15 protein-coding genes are annotated in these 17249 nt (G+C 74.6%); 9 read left to right on the top strand and 6 right to left on the bottom strand.

The window, feature by feature from the left end:
• Positions 1-57: 57 nt before the first annotated feature.
• Positions 58-462 carry a PilZ domain-containing protein gene (locus POL72_RS09790; RefSeq protein WP_272094785.1) on the bottom strand — a complete coding sequence of 135 codons (405 nt, stop codon included), beginning with the start codon at positions 460-462 and terminating at the stop codon, positions 58-60.
• Between the two features lie 49 nt (positions 463-511).
• On the opposite strand from POL72_RS09790, the gene POL72_RS09785 reads away from it, so the two are divergent.
• From POL72_RS09785 to POL72_RS09775, 3 genes are all read left to right on the top strand, one after another.
• Complete coding sequence (locus POL72_RS09785; protein ID WP_272094784.1) at positions 512-2269, top strand: class I adenylate-forming enzyme family protein; 1758 nt, start codon at positions 512-514, stop codon at positions 2267-2269.
• Positions 2270-2321: 52 nt separating this feature from the next.
• Complete coding sequence (gene dnaJ / locus POL72_RS09780) at positions 2322-3422, top strand: molecular chaperone DnaJ (RefSeq protein ID WP_272094783.1); 1101 nt, start codon at positions 2322-2324, stop codon at positions 3420-3422.
• Between the two features lie 101 nt (positions 3423-3523).
• Positions 3524-4369 carry a pyruvate, water dikinase regulatory protein gene (locus POL72_RS09775; RefSeq protein WP_272094782.1) on the top strand — a complete coding sequence of 282 codons (846 nt, stop codon included), beginning with the start codon at positions 3524-3526 and terminating at the stop codon, positions 4367-4369.
• A 465-nt stretch (positions 4370-4834) separates the two neighbouring features.
• Here the strand turns inward: POL72_RS09775 and larE are convergent, their stop codons facing one another.
• Positions 4835-5695: an ATP-dependent sacrificial sulfur transferase LarE gene (larE, locus tag POL72_RS09770; protein WP_272094781.1), complete on the bottom strand. Its 861-nt coding sequence runs from the start codon at positions 5693-5695 to the stop codon at positions 4835-4837.
• A gap of 103 nt (positions 5696-5798) precedes the next feature.
• Here larE and POL72_RS09765 point away from each other — a divergent pair, with 103 nt between their 5' ends.
• Positions 5799-6617, top strand: coding sequence for an OmpA family protein (locus POL72_RS09765; RefSeq protein WP_272094780.1), 819 nt, complete (start codon positions 5799-5801; stop codon positions 6615-6617).
• Between the two features lie 74 nt (positions 6618-6691).
• Here the strand turns inward: POL72_RS09765 and POL72_RS09760 are convergent, their stop codons facing one another.
• On the bottom strand, positions 6692-9109 hold the full coding sequence (locus POL72_RS09760; protein ID WP_272094779.1) for a fused MFS/spermidine synthase: 2418 nt from the start codon (positions 9107-9109) through the stop codon (positions 6692-6694).
• 247 nt (positions 9110-9356) lie between these two features.
• Between POL72_RS09760 and POL72_RS09755 the strand changes: the two genes are divergently transcribed.
• The 3 genes from POL72_RS09755 to POL72_RS09745 are packed head-to-tail and all read left to right on the top strand — an operon-like array spanning position 9357 to position 12960.
• Positions 9357-11003, top strand: coding sequence for an ABC transporter ATP-binding protein (locus tag POL72_RS09755; protein ID WP_272094778.1), 1647 nt, complete (start codon positions 9357-9359; stop codon positions 11001-11003).
• On the top strand, positions 11000-12082 hold the full coding sequence (locus POL72_RS09750; protein ID WP_272094777.1) for an ABC transporter permease: 1083 nt from the start codon (positions 11000-11002) through the stop codon (positions 12080-12082). The genes POL72_RS09755 and POL72_RS09750 overlap by 4 nt, the downstream gene beginning before the upstream one ends.
• On the top strand, positions 12079-12960 hold the full coding sequence (locus POL72_RS09745) for an ABC transporter permease (RefSeq protein WP_272094776.1): 882 nt from the start codon (positions 12079-12081) through the stop codon (positions 12958-12960). The genes POL72_RS09750 and POL72_RS09745 overlap by 4 nt, the downstream gene beginning before the upstream one ends.
• 71 nt (positions 12961-13031) lie before the next feature.
• Here the strand turns inward: POL72_RS09745 and POL72_RS09740 are convergent, their stop codons facing one another.
• Positions 13032-13601 carry a hypothetical protein gene (locus tag POL72_RS09740; protein ID WP_272094774.1) on the bottom strand — a complete coding sequence of 190 codons (570 nt, stop codon included), beginning with the start codon at positions 13599-13601 and terminating at the stop codon, positions 13032-13034.
• A gap of 90 nt (positions 13602-13691) precedes the next feature.
• On the opposite strand from POL72_RS09740, the gene POL72_RS09735 reads away from it, so the two are divergent.
• A complete protein-coding gene (locus POL72_RS09735) occupies positions 13692-14942 on the top strand; it encodes a M14 family metallopeptidase (RefSeq protein ID WP_272094773.1) in 1251 nt (416 codons plus the stop codon).
• A 10-nt stretch (positions 14943-14952) separates the two neighbouring features.
• On the opposite strand, the gene POL72_RS09730 is transcribed toward POL72_RS09735, so the two are convergent.
• A complete protein-coding gene (locus tag POL72_RS09730; protein ID WP_272094772.1) occupies positions 14953-16152 on the bottom strand; it encodes an MFS transporter in 1200 nt (399 codons plus the stop codon).
• Between the two features lie 202 nt (positions 16153-16354).
• Positions 16355-16945 (bottom strand): GNAT family N-acetyltransferase, encoded by a 591-nt coding sequence (locus tag POL72_RS09725; protein WP_272094770.1) that lies wholly within the window; start codon positions 16943-16945, stop codon positions 16355-16357.
• Between the two features lie 141 nt (positions 16946-17086).
• Here POL72_RS09725 and POL72_RS09720 point away from each other — a divergent pair, with 141 nt between their 5' ends.
• Positions 17087-17212, top strand: a complete 126-nt coding sequence (locus POL72_RS09720) for a hypothetical protein (protein ID WP_272094769.1) — start codon at positions 17087-17089, stop codon at positions 17210-17212.
• The last annotated feature ends 37 nt before the right edge of the window (positions 17213-17249 follow it).

Genomic DNA, 17249 nt, shown 5'->3' with positions numbered 1-17249 from the left:
CAGTGTACACGGGGGAAGCGTGAGCGCATCCCCTCGGGGGCCGCTCCGTCTCCGGCGCTACCGCGAGCCGTCGCCGAGCTTGCGGCCGAGCAGCTTGGAGGCGAGCGTCTCGCCGAGCTCGCTCATCATCAGCTGCTCGACCACCGCCTCGGTGGCGCCGCGCTCCGCGTCGCTCGCGTACTGGAACTCGATCCCCATCCCCGCCGGAGCCGACTCTGTCGCCTCGGCGGACGTGACGATCCACTTCACCCGCCCGCGAAGGCGGAGCGGCTCGGCCAGGTTCCGGATCGAGAGGGCGAACACGAACTCGGTGCCGATCGCGAGCGGGCGATCCGTCCGGATGAACGTCCCGCCTTTCGAGATGTTGCGCGTGTAGTCGGCGAAGAACGTGTTGAGCCGTTTGTACTCTACGCTCAGCTCGATCGCGGCGCGCTGGGCTGAGCGGCGGTCAGCATCCGTCACGGGACCCACCCTACCACGGCGCATGCGGGCCAGAGTAAAGTCGCCGGTCATGGAACTCGGTGGGGTCAGGGCCGCGCTGGCGGCCGGGCGAAACACGATCGAGGCGACGCTCGCCGCCGGCCGGGCGGTGACGCAGGCAGGGCTCCTCGCCGCGCTGCGTTGGCCGGGGCTCAGGGTGCTCGCGCGCGAGCTCGCGAGGGGCAAGGCGAACCCGTCGCTCCTGTTCCGCTTCCACGCCGAGAACAGCCCGCACCGGATCGCCGTGATCGAGCCGCGGAGCCTCGCAAGCCTGGCGTCCCGCGCGGAGGAGCGAGGCGCGGGGCCGCCGGCCGAGGATCGGGTCTACTCGTTCTTCGCGCTGAACGAGGCCATCGATCGGCTGGGCTGCGCGCTCGACCGGCGCGGCGTCGGCCCGGGCGTCACCGCGCTGCTCGCGCTCAAGAACCGCCCCGAGTTCCTGATGTGCCAGGTCGCGCTGGCCCGCGTCGGCGCGTCCGTGGTGACGGCCTCGTGGCGATCGGCCCCCGCGGAGCTCGCCTACCTCGCCGGCCACGCCGGGGCGCGCCTGCTCCTGTTCGACTCGGACATCGCCGGCGTGATCCGCGAGGCCGCGCCGCGGCTCGAGGGGATCCCGCCCGAGGAGATGATCGCGATCGGCGAGCGCGTCCCGGGCTTCTCGCACCTCGACGACGTCCTCGCCGCGTTCGACGATCTCGCCGCCGAGCGGGGCGCCTCGCCGGATCGGAGCGAGCGCGCCGCGGTGGTGATGTACACGTCCGGCACCACCGGCAAGCCGAAGGGCGCGGTGCGCGGCTTCGGCGGCGGCATCGTCCTGCCGGCGCTCGGGGCCATCGGCGCGACCCCGATGCGCGCGGGGGACGTGCACCTCGCCGTGTGCCCGCTCTACCACCTCACGGCGCTCGGCTTCGTCAACCTGTCGCTCATCGTCGGCGCGACGATCGTGATCCTCCCGGAGTTCCAGCCCGAGCTCTTCCTCGAGGCGATCCAGCGGTACCGCGTGACCACCACCGCGGTCGTCCCGACGATGCTCCACCGCGTCCTCGAGCTCGGCGAGGCGCGGCTCCGCGCCTACGACACGTCGTCGCTCACCGCGATCTTCGTGGGGGGCGCGCCGCTCTCGCCGACGCTCGCGGCGGAGGTGATGGCGGCGTTCGGCGACCGGCTCTTCAACTTCTACGGCGCGACCGAGACGGGCATCGTGACGATCGCGGGCCCCGAGGATCTGCGCGCCTCGCCGGGCACCATCGGGCGCCCCGTCGCCGGCAGCGAGCTGCTGCTCCTGCGCGAGGACGGGACGCCGTGCCGGGACGGCGAGGTGGGCGAGCTTTACGTGAGGAGTTCGTTGCTGGTCTCCGGATACCACAGGGATCCCGGCGCCACGCGCGAGTCGACGCGCGACGGCCACTTCTCTGTCGGCGACCTCGCCCGCCGCGACGCGCGCGGCTGCTACCACCTCGAGGGCCGCAAGCGGGAGCTCATCATCTCGGGGGGCGTGAATGTGTACCCCGCCGAGGTGGAGTCGGTCCTCCACGAGCACCCGGCGGTCGCCGAGGCGGCCGTGGTGGGCGTCCCGGATCGCGACTTCGGGGAGCGCGTGCGCGCGGTCGTCGCCCTGCGCCCCGGCGCGGCCGCGAGCGAGGGCGACATCCGGGCGCACTGCCGCGCGCGGCTCGCGGGCCCGAAGGTCCCGCGCGAGGTCGTCTTCGTCGGCGCGCTGCCGCGCAACCCGACGGGCAAGGTGATGAAGCGCGAACTCGCCGGGCCTGAAGGGAAATCAGCGGATTAGGCGGCCCGGTAGCCGCTGTCCCGGGAGGGCGATCGATGCTATTTCGCACGTCGTGCGGGATCCGTACGAAGTATTGGGCGTCGAGCGTTCCTCGACGCAGGATGAAATCAAGAGCGCCTTCCGGCGGCTCGCCGGCCAGCACCATCCCGACAAGAACCCGGGGGATCAGGGCGCGCACGTCCGCTTCAAGGAGCTGAACGCGGCCTACCAGATCCTGAGCGATCCGCAGAAGCGCGCGGCGTTCGATCGGTTCGGGCCCGCCGCCGTCGGCGCCTCCGCCGGCTCGGGGGTCCCGGGCGTGCCCTTCGACATGCAGGACCTCAACCTGGACGCCATCTTCGGCGATCTCCTCGGCGCCCTGGGCATCCGGGTCGGCGACCGCGGGACGCTGCAGAAGGAGGTGCGGATCACCTTCGAGGAGGCGGCGTTCGGCTGCGCGAAGGAGATCACCTACGATCGCGTCGAGCCGTGCGGCGACTGCGCCGGCTCGGGCTCCGCGCCGGGCGCGTCGACCGAGCGCTGCTCGGCGTGCTCGGGCCGCGGCCGCGTCCGGATGCAGCAGGGGATGTTCCCCATCGCGATCGAGCGCCCCTGCGGGCGGTGCCGCGGCACGGGGCGGATCGTGACCGACCCGTGCAGGACGTGCCGCGGCGCCGGCCTCGCGGCGAAGCAGAAGACCATCGAGGTGACGATCCCTCCGGGCGTGGAGAACGGCGCGACGCGGCTCGTGGAGCGCGGCGGCAACGCCGTCCGCTCCGACCGGGGGCCGGGCGATCTGGAGCTCACCATCCGCGTCTCGCCGCACGAGCTCTTCCGCCGCGTCGGCGACGACGTTGTGTGCTCCGTGCCGATCTCGTTCGCGCGCGCGGCGCTCGGCGGCGAGCTGGAGATCCCGACGCTGGAGGGGAAGGGCCGGCTCCGCATCCCCCCGGGCACGCAGCCAGGCGCGGTGCTCCGGATCAAGGGCAAGGGCATACCGCGCCGCGTCGTGGGCGGGCGCGGCGACCAGCTCGTCGAGGTGAGCGTCGAGGTGCCGACGCAGCTCACCGCGCCGCAGCGGGAGCTCATCGCGCAGCTGGCGAAGGAGCTCGGCGAGAACGTGCAGCCTCAGCAGGCCACCTTCATGGAGAAGCTGAAGGGGCTGTTTGGTTGACCTGGCGCGCGGCCGCGCGCGATCCTCCGCGCTCTGCTGAACGCCGAGGCACGGGCCCTGCCTCGAGCGCCTGAGCCGACATGGCGACGGAGGGATGGGACATGGACAAGGCGAAGTTCATCGACGTCCTGAGCGACTCCACCGGAGAGACGGCGGAGAAGGCCGTGCGCGCCGCGCTCCTCCAGTACCCGGACGCGGGGGTGCAGATCCGCCTCCACACCCGGGTGCGCACGCCGGAGGTCGCGCGGCCGGTGCTCGAGCGCGCGGCCCGGGAGGGCGCGCTCGTCGTGTTCACCGTGGTCAGCCCCGAGCTGCGCGAGTTCGTGCACGCGTCCACCGCCGAGCTGAACATCGAGGCGATCGATCTGATCGGCTCGCTCATCGTCCGGCTCGGCACCTTCCTCGACCGGGAGCCGATCAACCTGCCGAGCGCGATGCTCCCGCTGAGCGAGGAGTACTTCCGGCGCATCGAGGCGGTGGAGTTCGCGGTGAAGAGCGACGACGGCAAGGAGCCGCGGAACTTCAGGCGGGCCGACATCGTGCTCGTCGGCGTCTCGCGCACATCGAAGACGCCGCTGTCGACGCTGCTCGCGCAGCGCGGCCTCAAGGTCGCGAACCTCCCCCTGGTGCTCGGCGTCCCGCCGCCGCTCGAGCTGATGGAGGCTCCGCAGGATCGGGTCATCGGCCTGACCATCGGGATCGATCAGCTCTGCGAGATCCGGCAGGCGCGGCTGCGCCAGCTCGGGATGCCCTCCGAGACCAACTACGCGATGCGCGAGCACGTCCGGCAGGAGCTGGACTACGCGAACCGTCTCTTCGCCGCGCACCCGGAGTGGCCGGTGGTCGACGTCACCCGGCGCGCCATCGAGGAGACGGCGGTGATCATCCTGGAGCACCTGAAGGAGCGCGACGAGCGCGCCAAGGTCGCGCGCTCGTCGCTCGTGTGAGGCCGCGCGGCCGAGCGGCGCGCCGGGCAGCGCGACTCGGCGCGAAGGCGGGGCAGGGGCGTCCTGATGGGGGGCGGCGTGTCCTGATGAGCGTGTGGCGTGTCCTGATGGGCGGGCAGCGTGTCCTGATGGGCGGGCAGCGTGTCCTGATGGGCGGGCAGCGTGTCCTGATGGGCGGGCAGCGTGTCCTGATGGGCGGGCAGCGTGTCCTGGCTTTCCTTCGCCGTGGATCTCGAGCTCGAAACGAACGTTGCACACGCCTGGGGGAGCACCCTCGACCGATGGCCGGACGAGCTGTGTGTCGTCGAGGGCGGTCCGGGCAGCGTCGGGAACGGCAGCGTAGCCGAGCCTATGCCGCCGTCCGCAGGAGATCCTTCTCGCTGACCGGGGCGCGGAACACGACCCCGCCGAGCGGTCGCAGGTGATCCTCGGCCGCGAGCCCCGCGCTTCGCGTCGCCACGGGGGTCAGCTCACGATCTTGAGGGCGCGGCCGACGAGGACCTCGTTGTGGCTGCCGATCCGGTACCCGCCGAGGTCGAGCGTCACGTAACGGAAGCCGTGCCGCTTGCCGGCGGCCACGATCTCGGCGCGCACGGGCGGCTCGGCGGCGCGCGCGAGCTCGCCCGCGTCGAGCTCGATGCGCGCGAGGTCGTCGTGGTAGCGGACGCGAACCTGGCGGAAGCCGAGGCCGCGCAGCGCTGCCTCGAAGCCGCCGATCTGCGCGAGACGCTCGCGCGTGACGCTGGTCCCGTAAGGGATCCGGCTGGAGAGGCAGGCCGCGGCCGGCTTGTCCCAGATCGGCAGGCCGACGCGCGCCGCACCGGCGCGCACGTCGGCCTTGCTGAAGCCGAGCTCGACGAGGGGGCTCAGCACGCCCGCCTCCCGCGCCGCCTCCAGCCCGGGGCGGTAGTCGCCGAGGTCGTCGGTGTTGGTGCCGTTCACGATCGCCGCGATCGCCCACTCGGATCGCTTTCGCGCGGCGATCCGGTAGAGCTCGCTCTTGCAGTGGAAGCAGCGATCCGGGTTGTTCGCGACGTAGCGTGGATCGTCGATCTCGGACGACTCGACGAGCCGGTGGTCGGCGCCGATTAGCCGGGCGATCGAGGTGGCCTCTTCCTTCTCGGCCGGCGCGAGGCTCGGAGAGACAGCGGTCATCCCGACGGCCCTCGGGCCGAGCTCCTGGTGCGCGACCGCGAGGACGAAGGCGCTGTCGACCCCGCCGGAGTAGCAGACGAGGACCGAGCCGAGCTCCCGGAGCCGGGCGCGCAGCCCGGCGAGCTTGGGATCGATCGGCGAGCCCTCGGGCGTGGACGACAGCGCGGACATGGCGATCCTCCCTTTACCACAAGCCGCGTTCCGCGCCGGCCGGCCCGGCGTCCGCCAGGTTACTTGCGGTCCGAGCGCCGGTTCTGACACGCTGCAGGGCGAGATGGACCCGAAGAGGAAGCAGGTCGCCCGCACCTCCCTGCCGTTCGCGCTCGCGGCGGCGCTCGCGGCCGCCGCGTTCGCTGGCCAGGGGTGCAGCGACAACCGGCTGCCGCCGCGGGAGCTGCCGCGCGCCGAGGACCAGCGCGCGCTCCCGCGATGGTACCCGGAGAAGCCCTGGTCGGAGCAGGGCGGGGAGAGCCAGGTCTACATCGAGGGCAAGATCGTCTTCGACACGAACAAGGCGACCCTCCGGCCGGGCAGCGAGAAGACGCTGGAGACGCTGCTCCAGTTCATCAAGGAGCACCCCGAGGTGACGCGGCTGCGGATCGAGGGGCACACGGACGCGCAGTCGAGCGAGGAGCACAACCAGTCGCTCAGCGCGCGGCGCGCCCTCGCGGTCGCCGACTGGCTGGTCGATCACGAGGTCGAGAGCGACCGGCTGATCGCGGTGGGCTTCGGCGAGTCGCGCCCGCTCGGGCCGAACGAGATCGCGGCAGGCCGCAGCGAGAACCGGCGGGTCGAGTTCCACGTGGCCGAGGTGAACGGGCGCCCCTTCCTGGGGCAGGACCCGTACAGGGGCGGCCTCGCGCTGGAGGTGCTGAGCCTCGAGCAGCGCAAGCAGCGCGCGGCGCAGGCCGCGCAGCTCAAGGCGCCTCCGCCCCGCAAGGGCTTCGTGGCGACGGGCGACGAGATCAAGCCGGTGCCGGTCAAGCCGCGGGCCACGTCGGAAGCGCAGGAGGGCGAGCCCCCGGCCCCGAGCGCGCCGGCCAAGGAGAGCGCGCCCGCGAAGGGCGGCGCGGCGCCCGCGGGCGGGGGCTGAGCGACCTCCGGGCGAGGCGCCCGCGGGGGGCTGAGCGACCTCCGGACGAGGCGCCCGCGGGGGGCTGAGCGACCTCAGGGTGCGAGGTGCCGCGCGCGCGGCGACCGCGTCCGGTAACGCTCGAGGAGCGCGAGCGTCGCGTCGAGCGACGCGCCGTACGGGAGCACGTTTCCCTTCGGCGTGGCGTACTCGAGGTAGAGGTTGTCGTCCGTGGACACGATCGGCCCGCCGTCCTCGGCCGCTTCGGCGACGAGGCGGTCGAGATCGTCGTCCGAGGCCACGAGGGCGTCGAGGAGGTCCTCGAGCCGCGCGCCGGCGAGCGTCGCCTGGAGCGACGGGCGCGCGTCGAGCCCGGCGAGGCGCGCCCCCGAGGCGACGAGCGGCGCGCCGCTCGCGACGAGGATGCCCTGCGCGCCGCCCACGAACAGCGCGACGTGCGGGAACGCGCTGCGCATCGTCCGCACGACGACGGCGAGCTCGCGCCGCCGGATGTGGTGGAGCTGCACCCATTGCTGCAGGACGCCGCCCTCGGTGAGCCGGGACCGGGCGAGCTCGTAGAACTCGTGGCTGTACAGGCTCGCGGCGCCCGCGAACCAGACGCTGGTGAGCTCGATGGCGATGAGATCGTAGCGGCCCGGGGCGGCGACGAGCAGCTCGTTCCTGCCGTCGTTGAGCGAGAGGCGGACGCGGGGATCGTCGAGCGCGCGGAGGCTCGGGCCGGCGAAGAAGCGCCGCGACGCCTCGACGATCGCGGGCGAGATCTCGGCGACGTCGATGCGCTCGAAGGGGTAGGCCGCGATGGTGCCGGTCGTCGTGCCGGTGCCCAGGCCGATGACGAGCGCGGCGCGCGTGTCGCGGAGGAAGAGCGAGGGGAAGTGCGCGAACCGCCGCTGCGCCGTCATCTCGGGGCCGTCGTCGCCCTGGAACTTGCCGCTCGTGTACATGGTCGTGACGCCGGCGAGGCGCGCGACCGTGGTGACGCCGCCGTGCACGTCCTCGCGCACGAAGTCGATGCGCTCGGGGCGCGGCCCCATGGCGAAGTAGACGTTCGCGCCGCTCGTGAGGCGGGCCATGTCCCAGCGGGGCGCGAGCACGGCGAGCGCCCCCGCCGCGGCGGCCAGCGCGAGGGCGCGGGGGAGCTCCGCGCCGGCGCGCGCGGCGGCGAGGACGGCCGTGAGGGCGAAGGCGAGCGCGATCGCCAGGAGCGCGCGCTCGGAGCCGAGCGCGGGCAGGATGAGGTAGCCGGTGACGATGGAGCCGGCGATCGTGCCCAGGGTGTTCGCGGAGGTCAGCCTGCCGACGCGCGCGGCGACGTCGGCGTGCGCGGCGGCGCGCGCGAGGAGCAGGGGGAAGGTGGTGCCCATGCAGAGCGTGGGCAGCGCGAGGATGGCGAGGGCGGCGAGCGCGCGGCACGCCTCGCGGCCGGCCCACCCGTCGACGTGCTTGCCGGCGAAGGCGAAGAGCCGCGGGAGCTGGTCCCAGAGCGGGACGGTGGCGGCGAGCGAGAGCGCGGCGGCGGCGAGCCCCCGGGAGAGCGCGCCCTCGCCGTGGCGGCGCGCGAGGGCAGGCGAGCGCGCGGCGCCGGCCGCGAGGCAGACGAGAAAGACGGCGAGCATCAGCCCGAAGGCGTAGGCGCTGTTGCCGATGAGCAGCGCGAGCAGGTGCGTCTGGACCACCTCGGCGGCGAAGACCAGGAAGCCCGACGCGAACGCGAGCAGGAGCAGGAACGGCGGTTCGGCCCGGTCGGTGGAGGCGGCGAGCGGGGCGTCCGCGGAGCGGGCCTCGGGGGCCTCGGGGGAGCGCGCCTCCGGGAAGCGCGCCTCGGGGGCGGCAGCGGGCGCCGGGCCGCGCAGCCCGGCGGAGATCGCGACGACGCCGAGGGCGACGTTGGCGATCGCCGCGGACCAGAGCGCGCCCCGGATGCCGAGGTGCGGGAGGACCACGTAGGCGCCGGAGAGCGCGCCGGCCGCGCCGCCCGCCGTGTTGATGGCGTAGAGCGAAGCCAGGCGGCGCGCGGCGTCGTGCTCGGCGGGGGGCGCGCCGCCGTCCGCCGCGGCGCCGGCGCGGAGGATGCGCGAGAGCACCGGGAGCGTGGCGCCCATCGCGACCGTGGGGACGACGACCACGAGCGCGGTCAGCGCGGCGCGCGCCGCGGTGAGCAGCGCGAGCGAGTCGGGCGCGGCGCGGGCGACGGCGACGTAGGCCGAGGTCAGCGCCTCGAACAGGAACGGCGAGACGGCGCAGATCGCGCCGACGATCGCCTCGAGCGCGCCGTAGACGACGAGCGGGCGGCGCGCGGACGCGGCGTGGCGGCCGCCGAGGTGCGCGCCGAGGGCGAGGCCGCCCATGAAGGCGGCGAGGACCGTGCTCACGGCATACGCGGTGGCGCCGAAGACGTAGGCGAGCAGCTTGGAGAAGGCGACCTCGTAGAGGAGGCCGGTCGCGCCGGAGACGAAGAACAGGGCGGCCACGAGCGGGAAGCGGGAGCGCACGGGCGCGCACGCTAGTACAGGCGCCCGACGAGCAGGCACCTCAGAGCGCCGCGCGAGATCTCCCTCGCCAGGCGGCCGAGGGCGGGCGCGCCGCGCCGTCCTCGGCGGCGCCCCTCCGGCGAGCCCGGACGCCCAAGGAGCGCCGGCGCGACTGGCGCCACGACAGGTCGGGCCGCTTGATCCCCGGCGTGGTCGCCCAGCGCCGCCCCGCCCTCGCTCGACCGCCCTCGCCGCGGAGCCCCGCTTCATGACGGCGCCGCCGGCCCCCGGGATGCCCGCGCCGCCCGTTCCTGCAATGCCCTCGCCGCTCGCCCACGGCGGCGCGGCGATCGAGCTCGACCGCGTGAGCCGCAGCTTCGGCGCGCAGATCGCGGTGCGCGCCGCCTCGCTCCACCTCGCGCCCGGCGCGCTCCACGCGATCATCGGCGAGAACGGCGCCGGCAAGTCCACGCTCCTCAAGCTCTCGGCCGGCGTGCTCGCGCCCGACGCCGGCATCGTCCGCGTCGACGGCGCCGCGCTCCGGCCGGCGACGCCCGCCGAGGCCGCCCGCCGCGGCGTGGGCATGGTCCACCAGCACTTCATGCTCGTCGGGAGCTTCCTTGCCCTCGAGAACGTCGTGCTCGGCTGCGAGCCCGTGCTCCGAGGCGGGCGGATCGACCTCGCTGGCGCCCGCGCCCGCGCCGGCGCGCTCATGCAGGCCGCGGGGCTCGAGATCCCGCTCGACGCCATCACCTCGTCGCTCACCGTGGGCGAACGGCAGAAGCTCGAGATCCTGCGGGTGCTCTACCGCGGCGCCCGGGCGATCCTGCTCGACGAGCCGACGGCCGTGCTCTCCCCGCTGGAGGCCGACGCGCTGTATGCGACCCTCCGGCGCCTCGTGCGCGAGGGCCACACGGTCGCGGTCGTGACCCACCGGCTCGACGAGGTGATCCGGTTCGCGGACCACGTCACCGTGATGCGCCGCGGGCAGGTGGTGCTCTCGCGGCCCACGATCGGCTGGTCCACGGATGCCGAGGGAGAGCTCACCCGCGCGATCATGGGCGGCGAGCCGCCGCCTCGGGTCGAGCGGCCGCCGCTGCCAGAAGACGCGCCCGCGGCGCTCGAGATCGCGGGGCTGACCGTGGCCGGCGCCGGCGGCCAGCGCCTGCTCGACGGCGTGACCCTCACGGTGCGCGCAGGGGAGATCGCCGGCGTGGCGGGCGTCGAGGGCAACGGCCAGCGCGAGCTCGTGCGCGCCCTCGCCGGGATGGAGCCGCGCGCGGCCGGCCGCGTCACCGCCTTCGGGGTCGAGCTCTCCTCGTGGGGCATCGCCGCGCGCCGGGCCTGCCTCGGCGTGGTCCACGAGGATCGCCACGCCGAGGGGCTGCTCCTCGACGCGTCGGTCGGCGACAACCTCGTCCTCGGCGACCTCGCCGCGCTGCCGCGCGGCGCCCGGGGGCGCGACGCCGAGGCGGCCCTCATCGCGCGCCGCATCGCCCGCTTCGGCGTCGTGCCGCCCGATCCGTCCCGCCTCGCGGGCGAGCTCTCCGGCGGCAACCAGCAGAAGATCGTCGTCGCGCGGGCGCTCGATCGCGTCGCGCCGGCGGCGCCCGGCCCGGGCGAGGCCGCGCCCGGGCCGGGCGAGGCCACCCGGGCGCCGCGCCGCGCGGCCGCGATCCTCGCCCAGCCGACCCGGGGCGTCGACGTCGGCGCCGCCGCCGTGATCCATGGTGCCATCGCCGAGGCCGCCAGGGCGGGGCTCGCGGTCCTCGTGATCAGCGCGGATCTCGGCGAGCTCCGGCGGCTCTGCCACCGGATCTTCGTGATGCGCAAGGGCAGGATCGTCGCGACGCTCCCGCCCGCGTGCTCCGACGAGCAGATCGGGCGCGCGATGCTCGGCGTGGAGGCGGCGTGAGCCCGGCCGGCGAGCGGCCCGGCCCCGCGCGCTGGCGGCGCCGCCTGCGCGACCTCCAGGGGGCCGCCCTCCCCGCGGCGCTCGTGCTCGGGGGCATCCTCCTCGCCCTGAACCTCATCTCGTTCGGCTTCGGCGAGGCGCCCGTGTCGACGCTGCGCCGCGCCTTCGAGGGCACGTGGGGCACCCCGTACGGCGTCGGCCAGGTGCTCTTCAAGGCGACCCCGCTGCTCTTCACCGGGCTCTCCTTCTCGATCGCGCTCCGCGCGGGCCTCTTCAACATCGGCGCCGAGGGGCAGGTGACGATGGCGAGCCTCGCGGGCGCCGTGGTCGCGGCCGAGCTCCCTGCGCGCACGCCGTGGCTCGTCGCCGTCCCGGCGTCGATCGCGTGCGCCGTGGCCACGGGCGCCGCCGTCGCGCTCGTCCCGGCGGTCCTGCGCGCGCGCCTCGGGGCCCACGAGATCATCAGCGGGATCATGATGAACCGCATCGCCGACGTGCTCGCGCCGTGGCTGCTCGCGTCGGTCTTCAGCAGGGCCGCGATGCGCACCGCGGACGCGATCCCCGCGGCGAGGCTGCCCCGGCTCGAGCGCCTCGTCCCCGCGCTGCACGGCAGCGCCGTGAGCGTCGCCTTCCTCCTCGCGGTGGCGCTCGCGTTCGCGGCGCACCGCGCGCTGTCGCGGAGCCGCGCGGGCCGCGAGGCGCGCTTCGTGGGGCAGGGCGCCGAGGTCGCGCGCGCGGAGGGCATCGACGTGCCGCGCCGGCGCCTCGAGGCGATGCTCGCCGCCGGCGCCGTGGCGGGCGCCGCCATGACCGCGACGACGCTCGGCTACAAGGGGTACTACGAGGTCGGCCTCGGCGCGGGCGCGGGCTACGCCGGCATCCCGGTCGCGCTGCTCGGCCGCGGGACGCCGCTCGGGCTCGTCCTTGCCGCCGTGCTCTTCGGCACCCTCAATCAGGCCGGCCTCGCCATCAACGCGCGCGTGCCGAAGGAGGCGATGGACGTGCTGGAGGCGCTGGCCATCGTCCTCGTCGCCTCCGCCACGGCGCGCGGGGGCCGCTCCGGGGAGGCGCCTCCGTGAGCGCCTCCGCCCTGGTGATGTTCGCCGAGACGCTGCGGATCGCCGCGCCGTACGCCTGCGCGGCGATCGGCGGCATCTGGGCGGAGCGCTCGGGCATCGTCCAGATCGGCCTGGAGGGGGTGCTGCTCGCCGCCGCGTTCACCTCGGTGGCGGTCGCCCACGCGACTGGAAGCGCGGCCACGGGCCTCGCTGCCGCGATCGCCGCGGGCGCCGCCCTCTCGCTCGGCCACGCCCTGCTCGTCGAGCGCGCCCGCGTGGACCCCGTCGTCAGCGGCATCGCGATGAACCTGCTCGCCTACGCCGGGACGCGCCTCCTCCTGCGCGGGCTGTACGACAGCGCCTCGAGCTCCCCCTCGATCGAGGGCTTCCGCGCCGGCCCGACCGGGAAGAGCGGCGCGGCGCTGCTCGCGCGCGTGCTCCTCGATCCGGTCTCGATCGCGGCGGCGCTCGCGATCGCGGCGACGCCGCTCTGGATCGCCCGCACCCGCTTCGGGCTCCGGGTGCGCGCCGCGGGCGAGAACCCGGCCGCGGCCGCGGCCGCGGGCGTCCCCGTGACCCGCGTCCGCTGCGCCGCGCTCGCGCTGTCCGGCGCGATCTGCGCGATCGGCGGCGCGCACCTCGCGTACGACCAGCGCCGCTTCGACTCCGGCATGTCGAACGGCCGCGGCTTCATCGCGCTCGCGGCCGTCGTCGTGAGCGGCCTCCGCGCCGGCCGCGCGGCGCTCGCGTGCCTCCTGTTCGGCGCGCTGGAGGCGCTGCAGATCGCGCTCCAGTCCGCGGCGCGGGGGGCGTCGCGCGCGGGCGATCTGGTGCAGCTCCTGCCGTACGTCGCGACGCTCGTCGCGCTCGGGCTCGCGGCCCGCCGCGCCGCGCGGTGAGCGCGCGGAGCCGTGATCGCCTCGCCGCATCGCAGGGGCCCGCCCGGTCGAACGAGCGCCGCGCCGCCCCGTCACCAGCCGAGCCGCTGCAGCCGCTCCCTGGCCCCCTTCACCCCGAAGATCGTCGCTTCGCCGGGCGGCACCACGGGCGCGAGCAGCACCGCCGCGAGCACCGCGGTGACGACCAGCGGCGCTCGCGCGTCGTCGCCGGCGATCGGCGGCTCTCGCACCTGCCAGACCCGCCGCGCCCGCGCGAGCAGCGCGTCGAACCCGCGCCCGCCGATCGCCCGCACCCCCGCCGCGGCCGCCGCGCGCACGAGCGGCGCACGATCCAGCGGCACCGTCATGACGAGCACGCGGCTCGCCGCGCGCGGCGTGGAAGACGAAGAAGAGGAGGTGCGCCCGATGTCCACCTCGACGGCGTCGGTCATCGGCGTGGTCCCCGACGGGTACGCCTTCTTCTGCACGAGCGTGAGCTCCGCTCCGAAGAAGACGCGCGCCTGATGCGCCCAGCGGTGCTCGTCGATCCTCGCCTCGGGCTCCGGTGACAGCAGCGACCATCCCTCGCTCGGAGGGAGCAGCTCGATACGTCCTTCCGCCCACCCGCTGCCGTCGAATTCCATATGCGCGCCCGCTGCCACGGTAATCCCTGGTTTGACCTGGTCCGGATCGCACGAATGCGCGGCCGGTGGTCTATAGTTCGTGCCATCTAGGGTAAAGGTGAGCCCTGCATGCCGAAGTCCGATCAGGCGTCGGAAGAGCAAGGCCTGGCTGCCCTGAGGGCGGCCCTCTTTGTACACCGACGCGCGCCGCTCTCCCGTCTGCTCGCTCGCCGAGGGCTCGGTCCCTACCGCGGGTACGGCGAGCTCCTGGAAGCGATCGACCGGCTCGCCGACCGCGGAGCGCAGGTCACGCTGATCGGGCGCTCGATCCGGGGCGAGCCGCTGCTCGCCGTTCATCTCGGCGCAGCCAGCCTGCCCGCTGCGCGCGCCGAGAAGCAAGCCGCGGGCCGCCTGGCGCCGAGCGGCCACGGAGGAGGGAGCGTCGCGAACGGCGTCTCGCTCCGCCCGCTCGATCCCGATCTCCATCTCAGTGGTACGCCGGCTGCCGATGCGGATGCCGATGGCAGCCGCGCGCCGGGCGGCGCGGACGATCCGGCGTCGAGCGACGCCGCCATCGCTTCGCTGGCCGAGCGCGCTGAGCGCGCCAGCCTGCGCCCCTCGACGGGAGCCGGGTCGCGCGAGCGCGTGCGGACGACGGTGATCCTGTCCGGGATCCACCCCCTCGAGTGGATCGGCATCGAGGCCCACCTCGCGCTGCTCGATCGCCTCGCGACCCAGGACCTCGGCGGCCGGTCGATCCTCGCCGTCCCGATCGTGAACCCGGACGGGCTCCTCCGCGTCGAGATGAACCTCCGCGCCGGGCGACACCGCTACGTGCGGGGCAATGCCCGGGGCGTCGACCTGAACCGGAACTTCGACGCCGGATGGTACGAGCGCGGCCTCATCCAGCGCTTCATCGGGCTCCTCTTCTCGCCCGGCAGCCGCCCCGCCAGCGAGCCGGAGGTGGAGGCCATCGCGCACGCGCTGTCTTCGCGCCGGATCGACCGCGCCCTGTCGCTGCACAGCGCCGGCGGCGCCGTGCTGTACCCGCCGGCGCACAGCCTCTGGCCCGTGGCCGACGCCGCCGAGCACCGCGCCTTCGCGCTGCGCGTCGCGCGCGCCGCGGACCGCAGGCCGTACCGCGCCATGTCTTACGTCCGCTTCGCCTGGGGCGTCCGCAAGGCGGGCCTGGAGATCGACTGGCTCCACGATCGCCACGGGGCGCTGTCGCTCCTCGTGGAGTGCTCGCGCGGCAAGCTCGGCCTCCGGCCGTCGCGCCTCATCGAGCCGTTCGCCTGGCACAACCCCCGTCGGCTCGACGACGCCACGCCGCCGCTCGTCGACGCCCTGCTCCCCTTCGTAAAGGGCGCGCGCGCCTAGAGCGGCCCGCTCAGAGCTCGATGGGCTCGCCGACGGGGATCTTCTGGAGGCCTAGGAGGACGCCTAGGGCGGCGAAGCTCGCCGCCATCAGGCCGTACGCCGCGAGCGCGCGGTGCTCGATCAGCCAGCCGGCGCCGATGGGGCCGATGATCTGCGAGATGCTCGCGAGCGACTGGCTCACGCCGAGCGCCGCGCCCTGCTCGTCGCGGCCGACGCTCTTCGTGAGGAGCGTGGTGACGGCCGGCCGCACCACCGCCGCGCCGAACGCGGCGATCCCCACGAGCGTGAGCAGCACGGGCAGGGTGTACGCGACGCCGAGCAGGCCGTAGCCGACCACCATCGCGCCGAATCCGAGCAGCGCGAGCCGCTCCTCGCCGTACCGCTTCGCCAGCCGGCCGATCAGGCCGCCCTGGATGCTGCCGCCGATGAGCCCGGAGAAGGCATAGAGGTAGCCCGTCTCCTTGACGCCGAACGCGAAGCGCCGCTCGAGGAAGAGCGCCAGGCCGCCGATGAGCGTCGAGAAGGAGAGGGAGAAGGCGAAGAACTCGAGCAGCCGGCGGCGCGGGAGCGGCCGGTCGAAGTACCGGCGGAAGGCGTCCCCGCGGCGCATCGACGCCGGCCGGGCCGCCCCGGCGGCCGCCCCTTCCTGGGCCGCGGGCAAGGGCGGCTTCGCGGGGAGCAGCGTGGCCGTGAGGAGGACCGACAGGAGCGACAGCGCGGCCGCGCCGTACGCCGGCGCGCCGTAGCCGAAGCGGCTCGCGAGCTCCCCCGTGATGGCCGGGCCGAGAAGGAACCCGGAGCCGAAGGCGATGCCGATCAGGCCGAACGCCTTGGTGCGCTCCTCGGGCCGGGTCACGTCGCTGATGTACGCCTGCGCGATCGTCAGGTTCCCGGCCGTGAGCCCGTCGATGATCCTCCCGAGGAAGAGCATCCAGAGCGAGCTCGCCGAGCCGAGCACCAGGAACCCGATGAACGTGCCGGTCTGGCTCGCGAGCAGCGTCGGCTTGCGGCCCACCCGGTCGGAGATCCGGCCCAGGATCGGCCCGGAGACGAGCTGGCAGACCGCGTAGCTCGCCGCGAGCACGCCGACCACGAGCTCGCTGGCGCCGAAGTGCTCGGCGTAGAACGGGAGGAGAGGGAGGACGAGCGTGAGGCCGAGGACGTCGACGAAGACGGTCAGGAAGATCGGCAAGAGCGGCGAGCGGCGCATGGTGGCTTTCGGTGGCGATGGACTGCGGTGACGGCCGCCGGCGATCCGGGCCGGCGACGGCCGGGCCTCTGGACGGGCGCCTGGACGGCGTTGTCCTCATGACGCATCTGCGCCGCGGCGGGTACCCTCCAGCGCGCGTCCAGCGCTCGTGCGGGGCACGGGCCGGCCGCGGGCGGGCCCCGGGGGCCGCCCGGGCCGCGGCTCAGCGCTCCGGCGGGGCGACCGCGCGCGGGTCGGGAGAGCGGAGCGCGAGGGTCATCTGGATGTCATCCAGGATGGCGCCGTCGACCCGGAACGCGTCTTCCCGGGTGCCGATCGGGACGAACCCCATCCCCGCGTAGAGCCGCCTGGCGCGCTCGTTGTTGGCGAAGACGCCGAGGTCGAGGTACTCGAGGCCCGCCTCGTCGCGGGCCCAGGCGATCGCGGTCTCGAGCAGGCGCCGGCCGTGGCCCTGCCCTGTGTGGGGGCCGAGGATGCCCATCGCGACGACGGCGCGGTGGCCCTCGGACCAGACGCGGCCGCCGCGCAGCTCGATGTGCCCGATGACGCGCGCCCGCGGCTCGCTCGACCGGAGCAGCCAGGCCCGCCCCCAGAGCGGCTCGTCGAGCGCCTTGCCCCAGCGGTCGCGCGCGCTGTGCTCGACCTCGTCGCGGCTGAGCGACGTCGCGACGGCGAAATGGGGCACTCCGCGGCGACCGGACTCGGCCACATGCTCGATGAGGTAGATCGCGAAGGCCCGCGCGTCCGAGCGCTGGGCCGGGGCGATGGCGTGGAGGGCGGGGGAAGGGATCATGCCGCGGCGCGCGCGGCGCCATGGCGAGCGTAGTGCCGCCCTGGCGCCCGCGCGACCTCCAACGGCAGCAGGGCGGGCTCGGCAAGGCGAGCTCGGGCCGGAGGTTCGCGGCCGTCCGGCGCCGCGCAGGGCGTCACCAACGTGAACGTTTACGTAATCGTAATCGTGGTCGTGGTCGTGGTCGTGGTCGTGGTCGTGGTCGTTCACGGCCTGACGTTGACGACCACGACCACGACCACGACCACGTTCACGACCACGACCACGTAAACGTTCACGACCACGTAAACGTTCGGATGGTGGGAGA

Origin of the sequence: Sorangium aterium (genome assembly GCF_028368935.1) — a bacterium.
Taxonomy (GTDB): domain Bacteria; phylum Myxococcota_A; class Polyangia; order Polyangiales; family Polyangiaceae; genus Sorangium; species Sorangium atrum.
This window is presented reverse-complemented; position numbering and strand designations above follow the sequence as displayed.